The organism is Rhodoferax sp. EU05-FHT12H12 (assembly GCF_058791215.1).
Window position 1 is genome coordinate 361,350 of record NZ_JBYTDI010000002.1, and the last position, 19,622, is coordinate 380,971.

The 19,622-nt window shown below is 58.8% G+C and carries 26 protein-coding genes; 21 read left to right on the forward strand and 5 right to left on the reverse strand.

Going from position 1 to position 19,622, the window contains the following annotated elements:
* Positions 1 to 17: 17 nt before the first annotated feature.
* The 5 genes from AC3WS7_RS06480 to AC3WS7_RS06500 form a co-directional block, all read right to left on the reverse strand.
* Complete coding sequence (locus AC3WS7_RS06480) at positions 18 to 1,223, reverse strand: GGDEF domain-containing protein (RefSeq protein ID WP_492655793.1); 1,206 nt, start codon at positions 1,221 to 1,223, stop codon at positions 18 to 20.
* A gap of 186 nt (positions 1,224 to 1,409) precedes the next feature.
* Positions 1,410 to 1,673: a DUF2164 domain-containing protein gene (locus AC3WS7_RS06485; RefSeq protein ID WP_296467889.1), complete on the reverse strand. Its 264-nt coding sequence runs from the start codon at positions 1,671 to 1,673 to the stop codon at positions 1,410 to 1,412.
* 82 nt (positions 1,674 to 1,755) lie between these two features.
* A complete protein-coding gene (gene proC / locus AC3WS7_RS06490) occupies positions 1,756 to 2,571 on the reverse strand; it encodes a pyrroline-5-carboxylate reductase (protein ID WP_492655794.1) in 816 nt (271 codons plus the stop codon).
* An 89-nt stretch (positions 2,572 to 2,660) separates the two neighbouring features.
* Positions 2,661 to 4,238: a glycerol kinase GlpK gene (glpK, locus tag AC3WS7_RS06495; protein ID WP_492655795.1), complete on the reverse strand. Its 1,578-nt coding sequence runs from the start codon at positions 4,236 to 4,238 to the stop codon at positions 2,661 to 2,663.
* 21 nt (positions 4,239 to 4,259) lie between these two features.
* Positions 4,260 to 5,027, reverse strand: coding sequence for a DeoR/GlpR family DNA-binding transcription regulator (locus AC3WS7_RS06500; protein WP_296467884.1), 768 nt, complete (start codon positions 5,025 to 5,027; stop codon positions 4,260 to 4,262).
* Between the two features lie 161 nt (positions 5,028 to 5,188).
* Here AC3WS7_RS06500 and AC3WS7_RS06505 point away from each other — a divergent pair, with 161 nt between their 5' ends.
* The 21 genes from AC3WS7_RS06505 (at position 5,189) to rpsK (ending at position 19,540) form a co-directional block, all read left to right on the forward strand.
* Positions 5,189 to 6,262, forward strand: a complete 1,074-nt coding sequence (locus AC3WS7_RS06505) for an ABC transporter ATP-binding protein (protein ID WP_296467882.1) — start codon at positions 5,189 to 5,191, stop codon at positions 6,260 to 6,262.
* 1 nt (position 6,263) lies between these two features.
* Positions 6,264 to 7,340 (forward strand): ABC transporter ATP-binding protein, encoded by a 1,077-nt coding sequence (locus AC3WS7_RS06510; RefSeq protein WP_492655796.1) that lies wholly within the window; start codon positions 6,264 to 6,266, stop codon positions 7,338 to 7,340.
* Positions 7,337 to 8,230 carry a carbohydrate ABC transporter permease gene (locus AC3WS7_RS06515; protein ID WP_296467878.1) on the forward strand — a complete coding sequence of 298 codons (894 nt, stop codon included), beginning with the start codon at positions 7,337 to 7,339 and terminating at the stop codon, positions 8,228 to 8,230. The genes AC3WS7_RS06510 and AC3WS7_RS06515 overlap by 4 nt, the downstream gene beginning before the upstream one ends.
* Complete coding sequence (locus AC3WS7_RS06520) at positions 8,223 to 9,035, forward strand: carbohydrate ABC transporter permease (protein ID WP_296467876.1); 813 nt, start codon at positions 8,223 to 8,225, stop codon at positions 9,033 to 9,035. Before AC3WS7_RS06515 ends, AC3WS7_RS06520 begins: the two co-directional genes overlap by 8 nt.
* A gap of 12 nt (positions 9,036 to 9,047) precedes the next feature.
* On the forward strand, positions 9,048 to 9,356 hold the full coding sequence (locus AC3WS7_RS06525; RefSeq protein ID WP_296467874.1) for a DUF2160 domain-containing protein: 309 nt from the start codon (positions 9,048 to 9,050) through the stop codon (positions 9,354 to 9,356).
* An 84-nt stretch (positions 9,357 to 9,440) separates the two neighbouring features.
* Positions 9,441 to 11,171: an ABC transporter substrate-binding protein gene (locus tag AC3WS7_RS06530; protein ID WP_296467872.1), complete on the forward strand. Its 1,731-nt coding sequence runs from the start codon at positions 9,441 to 9,443 to the stop codon at positions 11,169 to 11,171.
* Between the two features lie 115 nt (positions 11,172 to 11,286).
* Positions 11,287 to 12,888, forward strand: coding sequence for a glycerol-3-phosphate dehydrogenase/oxidase (locus tag AC3WS7_RS06535; protein WP_296467870.1), 1,602 nt, complete (start codon positions 11,287 to 11,289; stop codon positions 12,886 to 12,888).
* Positions 12,889 to 13,080: 192 nt separating this feature from the next.
* Complete coding sequence (rplN, locus tag AC3WS7_RS06540) at positions 13,081 to 13,449, forward strand: 50S ribosomal protein L14 (RefSeq protein WP_007861702.1); 369 nt, start codon at positions 13,081 to 13,083, stop codon at positions 13,447 to 13,449.
* A 9-nt stretch (positions 13,450 to 13,458) separates the two neighbouring features.
* A complete protein-coding gene (gene rplX / locus AC3WS7_RS06545) occupies positions 13,459 to 13,779 on the forward strand; it encodes a 50S ribosomal protein L24 (protein ID WP_105259346.1) in 321 nt (106 codons plus the stop codon).
* A 2-nt stretch (positions 13,780 to 13,781) separates the two neighbouring features.
* On the forward strand, positions 13,782 to 14,321 hold the full coding sequence (rplE, locus tag AC3WS7_RS06550; protein WP_296467867.1) for a 50S ribosomal protein L5: 540 nt from the start codon (positions 13,782 to 13,784) through the stop codon (positions 14,319 to 14,321).
* Positions 14,322 to 14,329: 8 nt separating this feature from the next.
* Complete coding sequence (rpsN, locus tag AC3WS7_RS06555) at positions 14,330 to 14,635, forward strand: 30S ribosomal protein S14 (protein ID WP_296467865.1); 306 nt, start codon at positions 14,330 to 14,332, stop codon at positions 14,633 to 14,635.
* 18 nt (positions 14,636 to 14,653) lie between these two features.
* The gene (rpsH, locus tag AC3WS7_RS06560) at positions 14,654 to 15,049 is read left to right on the forward strand and encodes a 30S ribosomal protein S8 (protein WP_105259343.1); all 396 of its coding nucleotides are present in this window, start codon (positions 14,654 to 14,656) and stop codon (positions 15,047 to 15,049) included.
* 24 nt (positions 15,050 to 15,073) lie between these two features.
* Positions 15,074 to 15,607 carry a 50S ribosomal protein L6 gene (rplF, locus tag AC3WS7_RS06565; protein ID WP_296467863.1) on the forward strand — a complete coding sequence of 178 codons (534 nt, stop codon included), beginning with the start codon at positions 15,074 to 15,076 and terminating at the stop codon, positions 15,605 to 15,607.
* A gap of 11 nt (positions 15,608 to 15,618) precedes the next feature.
* The gene (gene rplR / locus AC3WS7_RS06570) at positions 15,619 to 15,984 is read left to right on the forward strand and encodes a 50S ribosomal protein L18 (RefSeq protein WP_492655797.1); all 366 of its coding nucleotides are present in this window, start codon (positions 15,619 to 15,621) and stop codon (positions 15,982 to 15,984) included.
* A 17-nt stretch (positions 15,985 to 16,001) separates the two neighbouring features.
* A complete protein-coding gene (gene rpsE, locus AC3WS7_RS06575; protein ID WP_296467858.1) occupies positions 16,002 to 16,526 on the forward strand; it encodes a 30S ribosomal protein S5 in 525 nt (174 codons plus the stop codon).
* A 14-nt stretch (positions 16,527 to 16,540) separates the two neighbouring features.
* Positions 16,541 to 16,723: a 50S ribosomal protein L30 gene (gene rpmD / locus AC3WS7_RS06580; RefSeq protein WP_105259340.1), complete on the forward strand. Its 183-nt coding sequence runs from the start codon at positions 16,541 to 16,543 to the stop codon at positions 16,721 to 16,723.
* Between the two features lie 9 nt (positions 16,724 to 16,732).
* Entirely contained in the window at positions 16,733 to 17,164 is a 432-nt protein-coding gene (rplO, locus tag AC3WS7_RS06585; RefSeq protein WP_296467993.1) for a 50S ribosomal protein L15, read from the forward strand.
* Between the two features lie 24 nt (positions 17,165 to 17,188).
* Positions 17,189 to 18,499, forward strand: coding sequence for a preprotein translocase subunit SecY (secY, locus tag AC3WS7_RS06590; protein ID WP_492655798.1), 1,311 nt, complete (start codon positions 17,189 to 17,191; stop codon positions 18,497 to 18,499).
* Positions 18,500 to 18,616: 117 nt separating this feature from the next.
* Entirely contained in the window at positions 18,617 to 18,730 is a 114-nt protein-coding gene (gene rpmJ, locus AC3WS7_RS06595) for a 50S ribosomal protein L36 (protein WP_012348927.1), read from the forward strand.
* A gap of 24 nt (positions 18,731 to 18,754) precedes the next feature.
* The gene (rpsM, locus tag AC3WS7_RS06600) at positions 18,755 to 19,120 is read left to right on the forward strand and encodes a 30S ribosomal protein S13 (RefSeq protein ID WP_105259338.1); all 366 of its coding nucleotides are present in this window, start codon (positions 18,755 to 18,757) and stop codon (positions 19,118 to 19,120) included.
* A gap of 15 nt (positions 19,121 to 19,135) precedes the next feature.
* A complete protein-coding gene (gene rpsK, locus AC3WS7_RS06605; protein WP_094481697.1) occupies positions 19,136 to 19,540 on the forward strand; it encodes a 30S ribosomal protein S11 in 405 nt (134 codons plus the stop codon).
* Positions 19,541 to 19,622 lie beyond the last annotated feature (82 nt).

Genomic DNA, 19,622 nt, shown 5'->3' on the forward strand with positions numbered 1-19,622 from the left:
TGCTTACGCAGCATCCATCAGCGCTGGATGCCGATTTGACTCTGAATTGGCTCCAGTGAAATCTCCACCCGGTTGCGGCCGTTGCGTTTGGCCAGGTACATGGCAGCGTCGGCGCGGCGCAGCACGCTGGCCTGGCTTTCCCGGGAGCCCAGCACGGCAGCACCGAAGCTGGCGGTGAGCACGATGTCGGTGTCGTGCGCACGCAGCGGGGATTCTTCCAGCGCCATGCGCATGCGGTTGGCGGCCTCGCGGGCACCGGTGAGGTGGGTGCCGGGCATGAGCACCATGAACTCCTCGCCCCCAAAGCGGCCCAGGGCGTCCACTGTGCGCAACCGGCTTTGCACCACCTCCACAACATGGCACAGGGCGCGGTCGCCGGTTTCATGGCCGTGGCGGTCGTTGATGTCCTTGAAGTGGTCCAGGTCAAAAAACACGCAGGCCACGGGTTCCCCCGTGCGGTGGGTGCGCTCCAATTCGATGGCCAGACGCTCTTCCATGGAGGCGCGGTTCAGGCAGCCGGTGAGGTGGTCCTGCTCGGCCAGGCTGCGAAAACGCTTGACCAGGCGCCCGGCGGTGAGCCCGGCCATGGTGATGTTCATGGCCATGACGATGATGGTCAGCATCCACAAGAACGGCGTGAAATGCGGGACTTGCACAAAGCCCTCGGTGGGCGGCGGCGGGCCTTCTACCAGCACCAGCACCACACGCGCCAGCATGGCCAGCATGGCCAGCAGAAACGGCCCGCTGATGGCCCAGCGCACGGTGGCCGAAAACTGGTCGTTGCGCAGGCCCCGGTAGCAGTCCCAAAAACAACTGAAAGTGAGTGCGGCCACCGTGAGCGAGAAAACGATGGCGCGCACCATGTAAGAGCTGCCGTCTGGCGCCACCTGCAGGGTGATGACCATGGCGATCAGGATGGGGCTGATGCGCCGTGCCAGCGTAGGCAACTCGTCCAGCCGCACCAGGTAGACGATGCCGCTGTGGAACGTGGCCAAGCCCACGAATACCAGCCACTCCACGCCTTGGTAGTGCACATAGCTGGGGGTGCCTGTGCGTTGCACCAGCAGCGCCACTGTGCCGGCGAACAGCAGATTGGCTGCGCAGAACCGCAGGGTGGCTTTGGGGGCCATCTTCATGGCCCCACCGATAACGCCCCAAGAGAAGGCCCACATCGCAGTGAGCACCATGTCCATGTAGAACAACGTAATGTCGACCTGTCCCAAAACGGTTCCCCAAGGTGGCAGTGTTGGCTGGCGGCATACATTGCTGTGCCGGTGGCTGAAATCAGTGTACCCCTGCCATTTGGGGGCTGGCCGTTCTTTTGTACGCAATGGTCGTGAAACGCATGCGCGGGGGTCTGGTGGTCAGACCACAGGCCCTTGGGTGTTTTTTGGGGGGCGTGTGCCAGCCTAGCGTTTGCGGTCGAACTTGCGCCAGTAGGTGAACTCGGGCTCGTGCACTTCCACGTCCACCTCCATTACGCGGGCCTGCAGCCGGTCTTGCACATCGGCCACCGCCTTGTTGTAGACCAGCGGGCCCAGCTCTTCCAGAAAGAAGCCCAGCAACGCGCCGGCGGCCATGTTGCCGATGGGTTCGTCCATGTTCTCGCGGAAGTAACGTTCGATGGAGCTGATGGCCTGCGTGCGTGCGTCTTTGGGGATATCAATGGCCATGGGGTGAGGCGTTGTTTGCTATCAAAAAAGAAGCTGCTTGCGCAGCTTCCACGGGGTCTAGAGGCCTAAAAGGCTTGAAATCTCAGGCCGCGCCAAACTCCTGGCCCAGTTCGCCCGCGCGCTTCTGCGCGGCAAACAGGGCTTGGGCAAACAGGGCTTTCACACCGCTCTCGTCCATGGCGGTGATGGCCGCGTAGGTGGTGCCGCCCTTGGACGTGACCTTGGCGCGCAGGCTCTCGGGTGGCTCGGTCGATGCACGGGCCAGTTCGCCAGCGCCAATGAAGGTGGCCACGGCCAGGCGGTAGGCCTGTTCGCGCTCCAGGCCCATCTGGGCGCCGGCCTCCGTCATGGCCTCCATGAAATAAAACATATACGCGGGGCCGGATCCACTGATGGCGGTCACCGCGTCCAGTTGTGTTTCGGCCGTCAGCCACACGGTGGCGCCCGTGGTGGCAATCACGGCGTCGGCCCAGTCCTTGTCGGTCTGGGTGACGGCGGGGCGGGCGTACAGCGCGGTGATGCCCTTGCCGATCAGCGCGGGGGTGTTGGGCATGGTGCGGATGATGCGTTCGCTGCCCAGCCACGTGGCAATGCTGCTGCTGGGAATGCCGGCTGCCACGCTGAGGTGCAGGGCGCCGGTGTTGTGGGGGGCCACGGCGGCGGCGGCGTCCTTGAAGGTTTGGGGCTTGACGGCCCAGACGATGAGGTCGGCCGTGGCCAGAAAAGCCCCGGCTTCAGCCTGGGGCTGCAGGCCAAAATCCGTTGCCAGCCGTTCCCGTGCTTCGGCCCAGGGCTCCACCACGTCGATGTCGGCCGCCGAAAAGCCCTGGCGGATCAGCCCGCCGATGATGGCGCTGGCCATATTGCCGCCGCCTATGAATGCAATGCGCTTGCCCATGGTGTGTCCTGTGCGTAGTGGGGAGTCAGAGCGCCCGAGTCTAGCCAAAGCCACAGCGCTTTGCCCAACGGCGGCTGACAGTGCGGCGCTTACTCCAGCGTGGTCTGGCGCACCGCGTGCTCCCAGCGGTCCATCAGCTCCCTGGCGCGTGCCGGGGGCAGGGTGGGCAGGAAGCGGCGCTCGGCCTTCCACAGGTCGGTCAGCTCGCTGGTGCTGCCGTACACGCCGGTGGTCAGACCGGCCAGGTAGGCAGCGCCCAGGGCGGTGGTCTCGGTCACGGCGGGGCGTACCACGGGAATGCCCAGCAGGTCGGCCTGGAACTGCATCAGCAAGTCGTTCACGCAGGCGCCGCCGTCCACCCGCAGCTCGGACACCTGGGCACCGCCCGCGCTCACCGCATCGCGGCTCATGGCTTGCAGTAGTGCAGCACTTTGGAATGCGATGCTTTCGAGCGCGGCCCGCGCAATGTGGGCAAGGGTGGAGCCGCGGGTCAGGCCTGTAATGGAGCCACGTGCATCAGGCTTCCAATAGGGGGCGCCCAATCCGGTGAAGGCTGGCACCACGATCACGCCGCCCGAATCGGGCACGCTTTGCGCCAGGCTTTGCACCTCGCCGCTGCCCTGGATGGCGTGCAGACCGTCGCGCAGCCACTGCACCACGGCGCCGCCCACAAACACGCTGCCTTCCAGGGCAAATTCGGGTGCGCCGTGGAGGGTCGCAGCGCCGGGCCGCCCCAAGCCAGACCGCGCCCCCTCGGGGGGCAGCGCAGTACGCGAAGCGACAAGCGTGGGGGCTATTTGTGCCGCGCTGGTGGTGATGAGGCCATTCTCGGAGGTCTGGAAGTTGTGGCCGGTGTGCATGAGCATGAAGCAGCCTGTGCCGTAGGTGTTCTTCACCATACCGGCCTTGAAACAGGCCTGGCCAAACAGCGCGCTTTGCTGGTCGCCGGCCACGCCGCCAATCGGAATCGCATGGCCCAGCAGCGCGGGCGCCACCTCGCCAAACAGCGAGGCCGAGGGTTGTACCGACGGCATCAGGCTGGCGGGAATGTCCAGCGCGGCCAGCAGGTCTTCGTCCCACTGGTTGGTGTGCACATTGAAGAGCATGGTGCGCGAGGCATTGCTCACGTCTGTCACATGCACGCGGCCCTCGGTCAGCTGCCAGATCAGCCAGCTGTCAATGGTGCCAAAGGCCAGCTCGCCGTTGGCCGCCTGCGCGCGCGCGCCGGGGACGTTGTCCAATATCCATTTGAGCTTGGTGCCCGAGAAGTAGGCATCCACCAGCAGGCCGGTTTTGTCGCGGATGGTGTCGGCCAGGCCCCGCGTGCGCAGCTCCACACAGGTGGGTTCGGCACGGCGGTCTTGCCAGACGATGGCGTGGTGGATGGGTTGGCCGGTCAAGCGGCTCCACACCACCGTGGTCTCGCGCTGGTTGGTAATGCCTACGGCCTTGACCTGCGCTGCGCTGATGCCGGCCTTGGCCAGCGCCTCACGCGCCGTGGCCAGCTGGATGCGCCAGATCTCCAGCGCGTCGTGCTCCACCCAGCCGGGCCGGGGGTAAATCTGGGTGAGCTCTTTCTGCGCCATGGCCACTGTGCGGCCGCTGGGGTCGAACACGATGCTGCGGGAGCTGGAGGTACCTTGGTCGAGGGCGAGGATGTAGGTCATGGCAATCAGGACTTCAATTAATCAGGGAAGGGCCACATCCAGGCGTACCTGGGCGTCGGTCAGCAGGGCGGCAAAGGGTTCGGGTGGTGGTGCGTCGGTGAACAGCCGGTCGATCTGCGACAGCGTGGCCACTTCCACCATGGCCGGGCGGTTGAACTTGCTGATGTCGGCTGCCAGCCAGACTTCGCGCGCATGCGAGATGATGGTTTGCGCCACCTTCACCTCGCGGTAGTCGTAGTCACGCAGCGTGCCATCGGCCTCGATGCCGGAGATGCCGATCAGCGCCAAGTCCACCTTGAACTGGCGAATGAAGTCCACCGCCGCTTCGCCCACGATGCCCTGGTCGCGCCCGCGCACCACGCCGCCCACCACGATGACTTCGCACTTCGGATTGGTGCTCAGGATGCTGGCCACGTTCAGGTTGTTGGTGATCACGCGCAGGCCGCTGTGGTGCAGCAGGGCACGGGCAATGGCCTCGGTGGTGGTGCCGATGTTGAGGATCAGCGAGCAGTCATTGGGCACGGCCGCGGCCACAGCGCGTGCAATGCGGGACTTGCCGTCGGCATTCAGGCTCTCGCGCTGCTGGTGGGCAATGTTCTCGGTGGTAGAGCTGGGCACGCGCACACCCCCGTGAAAGCGCGCCAGCAGGCCCTCGTCGGCCAGGCGCTGCACATCGCGCCGCACGGTCTGCAGGGTTACGCCCAAAGTTTCAGCCAGCTGCTCCACGGTGACGGAGCCTTGCGCCTGGACGACGGAGAGCAGGGTGAGTTGTCGGGGATTGGGTTGCATGGTGTGTTTGTACCCCGAATCGCCGGGACGGCCAGACTGTAAAACGAATCAAAAGGAATATTTATAGGGTTAGTACCGAGATAAAACGAATCGAAACGAACAATAATTCTCGAATTCGAAAATTCATCTGGGTTCTTAATGCAACAAGAAAAGGTGGCGTGATGCAGTTGACTTTGGAAGGCATCAGCAAAAAAGTAGGGCCGCAAACCTGGCTGTACGACATGAGCCTGGCGCCGCGCAGTGGCGCGGTGACCGTGCTGTTGGGCGCCACCCAAGCTGGCAAGACCAGCCTGATGCGTGTCATGGCGGGGCTGGACACACCCACTGCCGGCCAAGTGCGGGTGGACGGTGTGGATGTCACCGGGGTGCCGGTGCGTGCGCGCAACGTGGCCATGGTCTACCAGCAGTTCATCAACTACCCCTCGCTGAAGGTGCGCGACAACATTGCCTCACCGCTGAAGCTGCGCGGAGAAAAGAATGTCGAGCAGCGCGTGCACGAACTGGCCGCCAAGCTGCACATCGAGATGTTTCTGGACCGTTACCCGGCCGAGCTGTCGGGCGGCCAGCAGCAGCGCGTGGCCCTGGCCCGTGCGCTGGCCAAGGGGGCGCCGCTGATGTTGCTGGACGAACCCCTGGTGAACCTGGATTACAAGCTGCGCGAGGAGTTGCGCGATGAGCTGACGGCCCTGTTTGCTGCCGGTGACTCTACGGTGATCTACGCAACGACCGAACCTGGCGAAGCCCTGCTGCTGGGGGGCTACACCGCGGTGCTGGATGCGGGCGAACTGCTGCAGTACGGCCCCACGGCCGAGGTGTTCCACGCCCCCCAGTCCATTCGGGTGGCGCGCGCCTTCAGCGACCCGCCCATGAACCTGTTGGCCGCCAGTGTGGCCCCTATGGGTGTGCAAATGGCCCAGGGACCTTTGTTGCCGCTGGCTTTGCCACCGACCAAGTCGGCCTCCCTGACGGTTGGCATGCGCGCCAGTGCGCTGCGCGTGCGCGCCCAGGAAGGGGATGTCACGCTGGTGGGCACGGTGGAGCTGGCCGAAATCTCGGGCACCGACACCTTTGTGCACTTTGAGACGCCGCTGGGGGAGCTGGTGGCGCAGCTGACCGGTGTGCATCACTTTGACCTGGGGCAGCCTTGCACTTTCTTCTTCAACCCTGCGCAGGTCTACGTGTTCGACGCGCAGGGCATGTTGCTGCTGGCCCCCGTGCGCGGCAAAGGACGCTGATATGGCACGCATAGAACTTGACCTGGCCCATGCCTACCGGGCCAACCCGCAGCAGGACAGCGACTACGCACTGCTGCCGCTCAAAATGACCTTTGAAGACGGTGGCGCCTACGCCTTGCTGGGCCCCTCGGGCTGCGGCAAGACCACCTTGCTCAACATCATGTCGGGCTTGGTTACCCCTTCGCAGGGCGTGGTGCGCTTTGACGGAAAAGACGTGACCCACGCTACACCGCAGCAACGCAACATCGCGCAGGTGTTCCAGTTTCCGGTGATCTACGACACCATGACGGTGGCTGAAAACCTGGCCTTTCCCCTGCGCAACCGCAAGATGCCGGCCGATCAGATCAAGAAGCGCGTGGGCGTGATTGCGGAGATGCTGGAGATGAGTGGCCAGCTCAACCAGCGCGCCGCGGGGCTGGCAGCGGATGCCAAGCAAAAGATCTCGTTGGGCCGCGGCCTGGTGCGCCCTGATGTGTCGGCCGTGCTGTTTGATGAGCCGCTCACCGTGATCGACCCGCACCTGAAGTGGCAACTGCGCCGCAAGCTCAAGCAGATTCACCATGAGCTCAAACTCACACTGATCTACGTGACCCACGACCAGGTGGAGGCGCTGACCTTTGCCGAGCAGGTGGTGGTGATGACGCGTGGCCGTGCCGTGCAGGTGGGTTCGGCGGCCGATTTGTTCGAACGCCCCAGCCATACCTTTGTGGGCCACTTCATTGGCTCTCCGGGTATGAACTTTCTGCCAGGGCGCAATGCCGATGGTGACTTTCATACCGCCGGTGCCGTGGTGGCATTGCCGCGCTCCCGGCCCTTGGCCAATGGGGAGTTCAAGCTGGGCGTGCGCCCGGAGTACGTGAGTCTGGCTGCTGCGCAGGCCGAAGGGGCCTTGCCCATGACCGTGACCCAGGTGCAGGACGTGGGGACACATGTGATTGTCAGTGCGGCCCGCGAAGGACACACCATCAAGGCGCGCCTGGCAGCCGATGCCGCGCAGCTTGCCGTGGGTGACAACGTATGGCTGCAGGTGGTGGGCGAACACACCTGCTTCTACCAAAACGAGGAGATCGTGGCATGAGTACGACGACCAAACCGGTCAACCAGAAGGCCTGGTTTTTGATTCTGCCTGTGCTGCTGTGCGTGGCGTTCTCCGCCATCCTGCCGCTCATGGTGGTGGTGAACTACTCGGTCCAGGACATCATTTCGCCCGAGCGTCGCGTGTTTGTGGGCACCGAATGGTTTGCCGCCATCATGCGCGACGAAGAGTTGCATGGCGCGCTGTTACGCCAGATCACTTACTCGTTTGCCGTGCTGGCCGTAGAGCTGCCCTTGGGTATTTTGTTGGCGCTGTCCATGCCCGCACAGGGCTGGAAGTCATCGGCCGCGTTGGTGATCGTGTCGCTCTCGCTGCTGATCCCATGGAACGTGGTGGGCACCATCTGGCAGATTTTTGGACGCACTGACATTGGCCTCATGGGCGCTGCCTTGCAAGGCCTGGGCATTGAATACAGCTACACCGGCAATGCGGCCCACGCTTGGCTCACCGTGCTTCTGATGGATGTGTGGCACTGGACGCCGCTGGTGGCGCTGTTGGGTTATGCCGGTTTGCGCTCGATTCCCGACGCCTACTACCAAGCCGCCAGCATTGACGGCGCCAGCAAGCTCGATGTGTTCCGTTATGTGCAGTTGCCCAAGATGCGGGGGGTGTTGATGATCGCGGTGCTGCTGCGCTTCATGGACAGTTTCATGATCTACACCGAGCCCTTTGTGCTCACCGGTGGCGGCCCGGGCAATTCCACCACCTTCCTGTCGCAGTTCCTTACGCAAAAGGCCGTGGGCCAGTTTGACCTGGGGCCCGCCGCTGCGTTCTCGCTAATCTATTTCCTGATCATTTTGTTGATGTGCTTTATTTTGTACAACTGGATGCAGCGCGTCGGCACCCAGGCCAAGGAGGGTGGCCATGACTAAGCCAAAATTCCAGAAGCGCTCGCTGTTCATGCTGGCGTACATCGTGTTTGCGCTGTTGCCCATCTACTGGATGGTCAACATGTCGTTCAAGACGAACAACGAAATTCTTGCGGGCTTCACGTTGTTCCCGGACCACTTCACGTGGGACAACTACAAGACCATCCTGACCGACCCGGCCTGGTACTCGGGCTACATCAACAGCCTGATCTATGTGGGCATCAACACGGTCATCTCCCTGACGGTGGCCCTGCCCGCAGCCTATGCGTTTTCGCGCTACAGCTTTCTGGGCGACAAGCATGTGTTCTTCTGGCTGCTGACCAACCGCATGACGCCGCCCGCAGTGTTTCTGCTGCCGTTTTTCCAGCTTTACACCTCGGTCGGGTTGATGGACACGCACATTGCCGTAGCGCTGGTGCACCTGTTGTTCAACGTGCCGCTGGCGGTGTGGATTCTGGAAGGTTTCATGAGCGGAATTCCGCGCGAGATCGATGAGACCGCTTACATCGACGGCTACTCGTTCCCGCGCTTCTTCATCCGCATCTACATCCCGCTGATCAAGGCCGGTGTGGGCGTGGCAGCGTTCTTCTGCTTCATGTTCAGCTGGGTGGAGCTCTTGCTGGCCCGCACACTGACCAGTGTGAATGCCAAGCCGATTGCCGCCACCATGACCCGCACGGTGTCTGCCTCGGGCATGGATTGGGCGACGCTGGCCGCGGCGGGGGTGTTGACCATCGTGCCGGGTGCCATCGTCATCTGGTTTGTTCGCAACTACATCGCGAAGGGTTTCGCGATGGGCCGTGTTTGAGAGGAGCGCACGATGTTTGATTGGATGGCGTGGACCACACCGGTGGCCGTATTTTTCTGCTGCATTGCACTGATGCTGGTGGGTATGACCGTGTGGGAGATCAAATCGCCCACCCTGTCACGCAAGGGTTTTCTTCCCATGGAGACCACCCGCGGAGATCGACTGTTTGTGGGGCTGTTGAGTGCGGCCTATGTGAACCTGGCGTTTGTGGGCATCAGTGGTCGTTTGGTCGAGTGGATGGGCCTGGAATCCGAGCCCTCGATCTGGATCAGTTTTGTGCTGTCCATGGCTCTGCTGGGACTGGTGATGCGCAAGGGTTGAGGGCATGTCGAAAGGTTCGGCCTATCTCCCCTGGGGCCGCACCATGTGTTCAAACAGGGGCTTATTAGACCGAGGAGATTGACAATGAAATTGAAATATTCCGTACTGGCTGTTGCCATGGCTTGCGCCGTGGGAACACAAGGGTGGGCCGATGAGGCGTCGGCCAAGAAGTGGATTGACAGCGAGTTTCAGCCTTCCACCTTGAGCAAGGCACAACAAACCGCCGAGATGAAATGGTTTATTGACGCCGCCCAAAAACTGCAAGGCAAGGGCGTGAAGGAAATTTCGGTGGTGTCCGAGACGATTACGACCCATGAATACGAGTCCAAGACATTGGCTAAGGCCTTTGAAGAAATTACCGGCATCAAGGTCAAGCACGACCTGATCGGCGAAGGTGATGTGGTTGAGAAGCTGCAGACTTCCATGCAATCTGGCAAGTCCATTTACGACGGCTGGATCACGGATTCCGACCTGATCGGTACCCACTACCGCTACGGCAAGATCATGAATCTGACCGATTACATGGCGGGCTCTGGCAAAGAGTGGACCAATCCTGGCCTGGATATCAAGGATTTCATCGGTACCAGCTTCACGTCCGGTCCCGACAAGAAGTTGTACCAGTTGCCTGACCAACAGTTCGCCAACCTGTACTGGTTCCGTGCCGATTTGTTTGAAAAACCCGAACTGAAAGCCAAGTTCAAAGCCAAGTACGGTTACGACCTGGGCGTGCCCTTGAACTGGAGCGCCTACGAGGATATCGCCGCCTTCTTCAGCGAAGACGTGAAGACCATCGACGGCAAGCCAATTTATGGACACATGGATTACGGCAAGAAAGATCCTTCCCTGGGCTGGCGTTTCACGGATGCCTGGTTGTCCATGGCCGGTACGGCAGACGTAGGCATTCCCAATGGCCGTCCTGTCGATGAGTGGGGTATCCGCGCATCTGCCGATGGCTGTACGCCCCAGGGGGCATCGGTGTCTCGTGGTGGTGCTACCAACTCGCCTGCCGCTGTGTACGCGCTCACCAAGTACATCGACTGGATGAAGAAGTACTCGCCGAAAGAGGCCATTGGCATGACCTTTGGCGAAGCCGGACCCGTTCCTGCACAGGGCCAGATCGCCCAGCAGATCTTCTGGTACACCGCTTTCACCGCAGACATGATCAAGCCCGGTTTGCCCGTGGTGAATGCCGATGGCACGCCCAAGTGGCGCATGGCCCCTGGCCCCAATGGCCCGTACTGGAAGCAAGGCATGCAGAACGGCTACCAGGACGTAGGCTCCTGGACCTTCTTCAAGGACCACGATGCGAACAAGGTGGCAGCCGCTTGGTTGTACGCGCAGTTTGTGACGGCCAAGACAACTTCGCTGAAGAAGACCATCGTGGGCTTGACGCCTATTCGCGAGTCCGACATCCAGTCCAAGGCGATGACGGACATGGCACCCAAGCTGGGCGGTCTGGTGGAGTTCTACCGCAGCCCAGCGCGCGTGGCATGGACCCCTACAGGTACCAACGTGCCTGACTACCCTAAGCTGGCTCAGCTGTGGTGGAAGAATGTGGCCGTGGCGGTGACGGGTGAGAAAACCCCGCAAGCTGCTATGGACAACTTGGCCGAAGAAATGGACAACGTGATGGGGCGCCTGGAGCGTGCTGGTATGGCAGTTTGCCCGCCCAAGCTCAATGCCAAGAGCAGCCCCGACAAGTGGCTGAGCGACAAGGGTGCGCCGTGGAAGAAGCTCGCCAACGAAAAGCCCAAGGGTGAAACCATTGCTTACGACACTTTGTTGAACGCATGGAAAAACGGTAAGGTTCGCTGATTCGCGAATCGTGAAAGAGCTGCCGCACAGGAACTTTCTATGTGGCAGCTCTTCACAAGGTTCTCTCAGCGGGGGCGAGCGGTGCGCTCGACCGCCGCGCATTTAGAAAAGACATATGGCCATTGATGTGCGCGCCCTCCCCACCCAGCGTGAAGACCTGATCGCCCGCTTGGCGCAAGACAATACGTACGACATAGCGGTCGTCGGCGGCGGCGCGACTGGCTTGGGCGTCGCCTTGGATGCCGCCGCACGCGGGTTCAGTGTGGTGCTGGTGGAGTCGCATGACTTTGCCAAAGGCACCTCATCACGCGCCACCAAATTGGTGCACGGCGGGGTACGCTACCTGGCACAGGGCAATATTTCCCTGGTACGCGAAGCGCTGCATGAGCGAACCACGCTCTTGAATAACGCACCCCACCTGGCGCAGCCGCTCCCTTTTGTGATGCCGTCTTACCAATGGTGGGAAACCCCGTTTTATGGGGCCGGCTTGCTCGCGTATGACGCCTTGGCGGGCAAGGCCGGTCTGGGGAAAACCCAGTTTCTCGGGCGAGATGCCACCTTGAAGTTGCTGCCTACGGCCCGAGTCCAAGGGCTCAAGGGCGGGGTGAAGTACTGGGATGGGCAATTCAATGACGCCCGCCTCGCCTTGGCCCTGGCCCGTACCGCGGCTACCAAAGGGGCGCTGTTGGTCAATTACTGTCGGGCGGCGGACCTCATCTATATAGATAACAAGGTGCAGGGTGTCCTCTGCGAAGACACCCTGACTGGCCGGCAATATTCCGTAAAAGCGCGCTGCGTGGTCAATGCCACGGGCGTGTGGGTGGATGCGTTGCGGCAAAAAGATGGTGCAGCCAATGCCGGGGACGGCCGCAAACCCACCAAACCGATGGTGGCTCCGAGCCAGGGTGTTCACATTGTTGTGGACCGGGAGTTCCTGGGCGGTGATACGGCTCTCATGGTGCCCAAAACGGCTGATGGCCGGGTGTTGTTTGCCGTGCCGTGGCTGGGCAAGGTGATTTTGGGGACCACGGATACGCCGCGCGACGACCTCGCGCGCGAGCCTTTGGCTTTTGAAGAGGAAATCGAGTTCATCCTGACCGAATCCGCCCGTTACCTGCGGCGGTCTCCTACGCGTGCTGATGTCAAAAGCATTTGGGTGGGCCTGCGGCCGCTGGTGAAACCTCAGGATGACGATGGCAACAGCACCAAGGGTATCAGCCGGGAGCACACAGTGTTGGTCAGTCGCAGTGGGCTGGTTACGGTGACTGGTGGCAAATGGACCACTTACCGGGCCATGGCTGAGGATGTGCTTGAAAAGTGCGCAGAAAAGCAGCTGCTGCCTCGGCGTCCGGGCGGCGCGACGGTGCATCTCAAGCTGGTGGGGGCCATGCAGGGCGGCCCTGCGGCGCAGTCCATCTGCTTGCCACCGGGCTTGCCAAGTTATGGTGATGAGCAGAATCTGGTGGCGCAGATGCCGGGCGCAGGGAACGTGCTGGCGCCTGGCCTGACCGAGGGTATGGTGCGGTTTGCCGCGCGCCACGAATATGCACTGACGGTTGAGGATGTACTTGCCCGCCGGTCGCGGCTTTTATTTCTGGATGCCGCTTTGGCCTTGGGTTTGGCTCCGCGTGTGGGAGAAATCCTGCTGGAGGAGACTGGATTGCCGCCCCAGGTGGAGGAATTCAGGGCGTTGGGACAACAATATTTACTTTCTTGAGTAAAAAGGTGTTGACGACCGGAAGAAGAGCAGGCACAATCGTGGGCTTCGCTTGAAAAAGTATGAAGGTTCTGCCCAAATGAATGCAGCATGAGTGGTTTGTGCTGCAGACAGCGGGCCCAAGACTGACTGGTTGGTTGTTTTTGCCGTAGTGGCAAGTGCAATCTTCTGGTGCAAGTTGGGAATATTGAAATGATCCAAACTGAATCTCGATTGGAAGTCGCTGACAACACCGGCGCTAAGTCCGTCCTGTGCATCAAGGTGCTGGGTGGTTCTAAGCGTCGCTATGCAAGTGTTGGCGACATCATCAAAGTTAGCATCAAAGAAGCCGCTCCCCGTGGCCGCGTCAAAAAAGGCGAGGTTTACAGTGCTGTGGTGGTTCGTACTGCCAAGGGCATCCGCCGTGGCGACGGTTCTTTGGTGAAATTCGACGGCAACGCTGCAGTGTTGCTCAACGCCAAGTTGGAGCCTATCGGCACCCGCATCTTTGGACCAGTGACCCGCGAACTGCGCACTGAAAAGTTCATGAAGATCGTGTCCCTGGCTCCTGAAGTTTTGTAAGGACCCGCCATGAACAAGATTCGCAAAGGCGACGAAGTCATCGTTATCGCAGGTCGCGATAAGGGTAAGCGCGGAGTGATCTCCTTGCGCAAAGACGACTCTCACGTGGTCGTTGATGGTATTAACTTGGTGAAAAAACACACCAAGCCAAATCCCATGAAGGGCACAACCGGCGGCATCGTTGAAAAGACCATGCCCATTCACCAATCCAACGTGGCAATCTTCAATGCTGCGACTGGCAAGGCTGACCGTGTTGGTATCAAGGTGCTGGCGGATGGTAAGCGTGTTCGCGTTTACAAATCCAGCGGCGAAGAAATCAAGGTGGCATAACCATGGCACGTCTCCAACAACACTACCGCGAAAAAGTGGCAGCTGAGCTGACAGCCAAGTTTGGCTACACCTCGCCCATGCAAGTGCCCCGTTTGACCAAGATCACTCTGAACATGGGTGTGAGCGAAGCGGTTGCCGACAAGAAGGTTATGGATAACGCTGTCAGCGACCTGACCAAAATTGCAGGCCAAAAGCCTGTGGTGACCAAGTCCAAGAAAGCTATCGCTGGTTTCAAAATCCGCGAAAACCAGGCTATTGGCTGCATGGTGACTTTGCGTGGCGTTCAGATGTATGAATTCCTGGATCGTTTCGTGACGGTGGCTTTGCCCCGTGTTCGCGACTTCCGTGGTATTTCTGGTCGTGCGTTCGATGGTCGTGGTAACTACAACATCGGCGTCAAAGAGCAGATCATTTTTCCTGAAATTGAATACGACAAGGTTGATGCCTTGCGCGGCCTCAATATCAGTATCACCACAACGGCCAAGACCGACGAAGAGTGCAAGGCGCTGCTCGCTGGTTTCCGCTTTCCGTTCAAGAACTGAGGTCACCTATGGCAAAAATGGCTTTAATCCAGCGCGAGCTGAAGCGTGATCAGCTGGCTGCCAAGTACGCGAAGAAATACGCGGAACTGAAGGCTGTCGCAGGTGATGCAAAGCGTTCTGACGAAGAGCGCGCAGCAGCCCGTTTGGGTCTGCAAAAGTTGCCCCGCAACGCAAACCCCACACGCCAGCGTAACCGCTGCTCCATTACGGGTCGTCCCCGTGGAACGTTCCAGCACTTCGGTCTGGCTCGTGCGAAGATCCGTGAAATGGCTTTTGCCGGTGAGATTCCCGGCATTGTCAAGGCCAGCTGGTAAGCGATAGGAGAACTGAACATGAGTATGAGTGATCCCATCGCCGACCTGTTGACACGCATTCGCAATGCACAAATGGTTGCCAAGACGACTGTCTCGGTGCCTTCTTCCAAAGTGAAGATTGCCATTGCCCAAGTGTTGAAAGACGAAGGCTACATTGACGGCTTCAAAGTTTCTACCGAAGGTGGAAAGGCTGAACTCGAAATCGCCCTGAAATATTACGCCGGTCGCCCAGTGATCGAACGTATTGAGCGTGTAAGCCGTCCCGGCCTGCGCGTGTACCGTGGTAGCGAAGCAATTCCGCAAGTCCAAAATGGACTCGGTGTCGCTATCGTGACCACCCCCAAGGGTGTTATGACTGATCGCAAAGCGCGTGCCTCCGGTGTCGGTGGCGAAGTGCTGTGCTACGTCGCTTAACACTACATTGAGGAGTAATAAACAATGTCCCGTGTAGGCAAACTTCCTGTCACCATCCCTGCGGGTGTCGAGGTGTCCATCAAGGCTGATCAAATCAGCGTGAAGGGTACTGGCGGCTCTCTGCAGTTGGCTCAAAACAGCCTGGTGAAAATCGCTAATGACGCTGGCAAGCTCAGCTTCCAGCCCGCCAATGAATCCCGTGAAGCTGACGCAATGACCGGTACTTTCCGCCAGTTGGTCAACAACATGGTGGTTGGTGTGACCAAGGGTTTTGAGCGCAAGCTGACCCTGATTGGTGTGGGTTACAAAGCACAAGCGTCCGGCAACAAGTTGAACTTGGCTGTGGGGTATTCCCACCCAGTCAACCTGGATATGCCTGTTGGTATCACCGTGGCTACCCCCACGCCCACCGAAATCTTGATCAAGGGTGCTGATCGCCAACGTGTTGGCCAGATTGCAGCCGAGATTCGTGCGATTCGTCCTCCTGAGCCTTACAAGGGCAAGGGCATCCGCTATGCGGATGAGAAGATCACGATCAAAGAAACCAAGAAGAAATAAGGAGCTGCAACATGTTGACCAAAAAAGAGCAGCGTCTTCGCAGAGCCCGTCAAACCCGTATCCGCATTGCAACGCAAGGCGCGGCACGTTTGACAGTGACACGCACCAATCTGCACATCTACGCCAGCGTTATCTCTGGCGACGGCGGCAAGGTGCTGGCAAGTGCATCCACTGCAGAAGCAGAAGTGCGCAAGTCCCTGGGTGCAGCAGGCAAGGGCGGCAACGTCGCCGCAGCCCAGATCATTGGCAAGCGCGTGGCTGAAAAAGCCAAGGCAGTGGGTGTGGAGAAGGTCGCGTTCGATCGCTCCGGATTCGCCTACCATGGTCGCGTCAAGGCGTTGGCAGATGCCGCGCGTGAAGCTGGCTTGCAGTTCTAAGCAGATCGGAAATAAAGATGGCTAAAGTTCAAGCAAAAATGCAAGGTAAGGCCGAGGGTCCTGAGGACGGTCTGCGCGAGAAGATGATCGCGATCAATCGCGTCACCAAAGTGGTAAAGGGCGGCCGTATTCTCGGTTTCGCTGCTTTGACCGTGGTGGGTGATGGCGATGGTCGCATTGGTATGGGTAAAGGCAAATCCAAAGAAGTCCCTGCAGCAGTGCAGAAGGCTATGGAAGAAGCCCGTCGCAACATGCTCAAGGTCTCCTTGAAAAACGGCACCATTCACCACAAAGTGATGGGCCACCACGGCGCGGCCAGTGTCATGATGGCGCCAGCCCCCAAGGGTACCGGCATCATCGCTGGCGGTCCTATGCGCGCAGTGTTTGAAGTGGTTGGTATTACTGACATCGTGGCCAAGAGCCATGGTTCTTCCAACCCCTACAACATGGTTCGTGCCACTTTGGATGCCCTGTCTGTGTCTACAACACCGTCGGAAGTTGCAGCCAAACGCGGCAAGACTGTTGAAGAAATCTTCGCCTAATCGAGGAATTCAAAATGACAACACAACAAACTGTGAAGATCCAATTGGTGCGTAGCCCAATTGGCACAAAAGAATCCCACCGCGCAACTGTGCGTGGTTTGGGTCTGCGCAAGCTCAACAGTACCAGTGAGTTGCAAGACACACCGGCTGTGCGCGGAATGATCAACAAGATCAGCTACCTGGTCAAAGTGCTCTAAAGGTTGATGATGGAACTCAATAACATCAAGCCCGCAGAGGGTGCAAAGCACGCGAAGCGTCGCGTCGGCCGTGGTATCGGTTCCGGTCTGGGTAAAACCGCCGGCCGTGGTCACAAAGGTCAAAAGTCCCGTTCGGGCGGCTACCACAAGGTTGGCTTTGAAGGCGGTCAGATGCCTATGCATCGTCGTTTGCCCAAGCGTGGCTTCAAGTCGCACTTGCTGCAGTTCAATGCAGAAATCACCTTGACGGCTCTGGAAGCGCTGGGCGCGGCTGAAGTGGATCTGTTGTCGCTTAAGCAAGCAGGTCTCGTAGGTCAATTGGCCAAGGTCGTGAAGGTCATCAATACCGGCGCGATTGCCAAGGCTGTCAAGCTTAATGGTATTGGTGCAACCGCTGGTGCCAAAGCTGCGATTGAAGCAGCTGGCGGAAGCGTTGCGTAAGTTTGCTTAGGCGAAAGTTAGCAAGTGGCAACAAACGCGGCTCACACAGCAAAAACAGGTAAGTTCGGCGACTTGCGTCGTCGACTTGTCTTTTTGCTGCTCGCTCTGGTGGTTTACCGCCTGGGCGCACACATTCCTGTGCCTGGCATTGATCCTGCGCAGCTCCAGCAGCTGTTCAAGGGTCAGCAAGGCGGCATATTGAGCTTGTTCAATATGTTCTCTGGTGGTGCGCTTTCTCGCTTTACGATTTTTGCGCTGGGGATCATGCCGTACATTTCGGCCTCCATCGTGATGCAATTGTTGACATACGTCTTGCCGGCGTTTGAGCAACTGAAGAAAGAAGGCGAAGCAGGCCGTCGTAAGATTACGCAGTACACCCGCTATGGAACGCTTGGCTTGGCATTGTTCCAATCCTTAGGTATTGCCATGGCGCTAGAGGCTTCTGCTGGCTTGGTTATTGCCCCTGGCTTCGGCTTTCGGATGACGACAGTTGTAACCTTGACCGCCGGTACCATGTTTTTGATGTGGTTGGGCGAGCAGATTACCGAGCGCGGGTTGGGCAACGGAATTTCGATTCTGATCTTCGGCGGTATTGCTGCAGGTCTGCCTAATGCTGTGGGTGGTTTGCTGGAGTTGGTTCGCACCGGTTCGATGAGCATCATCGTGGCGTTGTTGATCGTTGCTTTAGTGGCGTTGGTTACCTACTTCGTAGTGTTTGTTGAGCGTGGTCAACGTAAGATCTTGGTGAACTATGCGCGTCGCCAGGTGGGCAACAAGGTCTATGGTGGACAGTCGTCCCATCTGCCCTTGAAGCTCAATATGGCGGGCGTGATTCCTCCGATCTTTGCTTCGTCGATCATCTTGTTGCCTGCGACCATTGCAAATTGGTTCAGTGCCGGAGACTCCATGCGCTGGCTGAAAGATATCTCCAGCACGCTGAGTCCAGGTCAGCCGGTCTATGTGATGTTGTACGCGGCGGCGATTGTATTTTTCTGTTTTTTCTACACGGCCTTGGTTTTTAACAGCCGTGAGACCGCCGATAACTTGAAAAAGAGCGGCGCGTTCATCCCGGGAATTCGGCCTGGTGATCAGACAGCCAAATACATCGATAAAATACTGCTCCGCCTGACATTGGCTGGTGCGATTTACATCACCTTTGTATGTCTGTTGCCCGAGTTTTTGATCTTGAAGTACAACGTTCCGTTCTACTTCGGTGGCACTTCGCTATTGATCATTGTGGTGGTAACCATGGATTTCATGGCTCAAGTTCAGAACTACATGATGTCGCAGCAATATGAGTCACTGCTAAAAAAGGCGAACTTCAAGGCTTCTTGAAGATAGATCAAGTCGCACGATTTCTATCGTGTGCACATTGTGTTTAGAACGAAAGTAACAGCGCATGTTCCGCGCGATTCAAAGTCGGAACGGGGCGAAGAGTTTTAGGAGAGAAATATGAAAGTTTCGGCTTCGGTCAAGAAAATTTGCCGTAACTGCAAAATTATCCGTCGCAAGGGCGTTGTGCGTGTGATCTGTACAGATCCACGTCACAAGCAGCGTCAGGGTTAATTGCAAGAGTTTTAGAGGACGAAAATGGCACGTATCGCTGGCATCAACATTCCGCCGCATCAGCATTCCGAAATTGGCTTGACAGCTATTTTTGGTATCGGTCGCACCCGCGCACGCAAAATTTGCGAAGCTTGCGGCATTGCTTACTCCAAGAAAGTCAAAGACTTGACTGATGGGGACTTGGAGAAAATTCGCGACCAAATCGCTCAGTTTACAATTGAGGGTGATTTGCGTCGTGAAACAACCATGAACATCAAGCGTTTGATGGATATTGGTTGCTACCGCGGCTTCCGCCATCGTCGTGGCTTGCCCATGCGTGGGCAACGCACTCGCACGAACGCACGTACCCGCAAAGGCCCGCGTAAGGCTGCTGCGTCCTTGAAGAAGTAATTGGGATAAACCAACATGGCAAAAGCTCCCTCCAATAGCGCTGCACAGCGTGTTCGCAAGAAGGTTCGCAAGAACGTTGCGGACGGTATCGCACACGTGCATGCGTCGTTTAACAACACCATCATTACCATCACTGATCGCCAAGGAAATGCTTTGTCCTGGGCTTCTTCCGGTGGTCAAGGTTTCAAAGGTTCGCGTAAATCCACACCGTTTGCTGCCCAGGTAGCATCCGAAGTGGCTGGACGAGCCGCCTTGGAGCAAGGTATCAAGAACCTCGACGTCGAGATCAAGGGCCCCGGTCCTGGTCGCGAATCCTCGGTTCGCGCCTTGGCAGCACTGGGTATTCGCATCAACATGATTGCTGATGTGACTCCCGTGCCGCACAACGGTTGCCGCCCTCAAAAGCGCCGCCGCATTTAATTTATCAACAAGCCCACCGCCGTCAACTTCCGTTGACGGCTCCCGCATTTGTATGCGGCAGATGACATAAAAGGAAGTTCAA